1 protein-coding gene is annotated in these 2024 nt (G+C 54.2%); it reads right to left on the bottom strand.

The genetic code is table 11. The features are described 5' to 3' along the window. Window positions 1-569 precede the first annotated feature (569 nt). Window positions 570-2024 (bottom strand): hypothetical protein (locus ACIQUS_RS27250; protein ID WP_403054282.1); only part of this gene is annotated, 1455 nt, incomplete at its 5' end.

Below are 2024 nucleotides of genomic sequence, written 5' to 3' on the forward strand. Positions count from 1 at the left end.
AATTGACGCTTCAGCATATTTCGTATTTCACAGAAAAAAATGAATAGTCGCCACGCTATAACGAATGTCATAGCAGCATAATTGTTAAATCTTTTCAGATGAAAATTGCCGCATCACAATGAAACTCCGTTTTTCAGCTTGCGCCGAATCCTCGAATTTCCCCTCTAATACTTTGCACGTGAACTCAGAGGTTGGATTTAGCAGACCGTCTGTACTACTGGATTAGAATTTTCCGCTAATGACAAAAAAACAAATTGACCGATACTGACTCATTTTTAACATTTCACGACGACCACTTCAGTCGTACGGGAAAGCCGGGAGCGGCTGGATTCGCTGCCTGCACACGGCGATGACCCGGGCCTTAGGTTTTGTATGAAAGTCCTGTGGCAGCGGGTTGGCGCTGACCCTGTAGGAGCTGGCTTGGCCGGACGCTTGCCCCGTTACGGCCCGACTGCTTTCCCAAAACACAAAAAAAACGCCGCGATGATTTGCATCATCACGGCGTTTTTTTGCTTCTGGCTAGCTGGCACTACGAGCGATACCGCCTGCCATGCCTGTGGCCTTAGCTACTAGTGGTGCAGATTGTCAAGATCGATATCTGGCAAGTCCACTCCTCCTGCTTGCCCGTAGACAAGATGCACCTCACCCGGCCCGGATTCAGAAGCATTGGTTCCTGCCACCTTGACGTTAGCCACTCCACCCGCGCCCTGATCATCTGCAGATTGAATAAAGGATCCCAGCTGCTCACCCGGCCGGCCTTCCATCTTGAAGCCATAAGCGCCCAGGTTATTGAGGTCTACTTCAACAGCACCTTGTTCCGCTGTACGGCCATAAATGACCACCATCTCGCCTGAGTCCACGCCATTGGCATCGAGCTTTGGCAGGCCAATCGCCAGATCGTGGATACCGTCGCCATTGATGTCATTGACATCTGCGATGCGGATGACCCAAGGCTGGGCTTCTTCCTTGGAGGACAGATGAGCCTCACGCAAGTTCACCGAGAAGCCCATGCTCTGGAAGTCCAGAACATCGTGCTCCAGACGCAACCCGTCACCCTGCTCGGCAGACGCAGTCAAGGTGCTGATTTCGTGCGCCGTAATGACCTGAGTATCCTTTCCAGGATCAGTCATCATCAACATTGCTGCGGCCGGGGACACCGTCAGCGTACGCGGGGCCGATTGCGGATCATCAGAGCCATCGGCATGGTGCACACCTACCGTGTAACCATAAGTGCCGCTGGCCAGGCCGCTGTCCTGGAAGTTCCAGCTGGTGCCAGTGACATTGGCCATACCCACCGCCACCCCGTTGCGGAACACTTGCAAAGTGTCACCATCAGCCAGTTCAGCGCTTAGCGTGCCGGACAAGCTTGGGCTCGTATCATCCGTCTGCGCACCTTCAAGTAGCTCACCCTGGACCCCGCCTTGATCATCAGTGACCACGGAAATCACGGGTAAATCCTCAAGTACTACAGGTATTGCATTACCTGCTGCGTCGTAACGTTGTTGGAAGATCCCCCAACCTGAGCCGTCCTGCCCTAAACTTTCCCAGGTCACCAGCCAACCACCATCGGACAGCCCAATGATCTGCGGCATCCACTGATCATTGGCCGCATAAGCGGTGTTAACTCGGGTTTCAACGCCTATAGCGACTCCAGCTGCATTGTAACGCTGCTGGGAAATATTCCAACCCGCAGCGAAAGGCTCAGCATTGCTCGCCCAAGCCACTACCCAACCACCATCAGACAATGCAGCTACCACAGGATATGTCTGGTCGTCAACTGTCGTGGTGTTAACCCTGATTTCCCCTCCAGAAGGTACGCCTGCCGAGGTGTAGCACTGCTGATAGATGCCAGAACCCGAACCGTCCTGATCCGCAGATTGCCACGTCACCACCCAGCCACCATCAGACAGCGCTACGACGCTGCAACGCTCCTGATAGCCGGCCGTCGTGGTGTTGACCCTGATTTCCCCGCCAGTCGCCACACCATCTGAGGTATACCGCTGCTGGTATATGCCCGCGCTATT

It is taken from the genome of Pseudomonas sp. NPDC090755, assembly GCF_044769005.1.
GTDB lineage: Bacteria > Pseudomonadota > Gammaproteobacteria > Pseudomonadales > Pseudomonadaceae > Aquipseudomonas.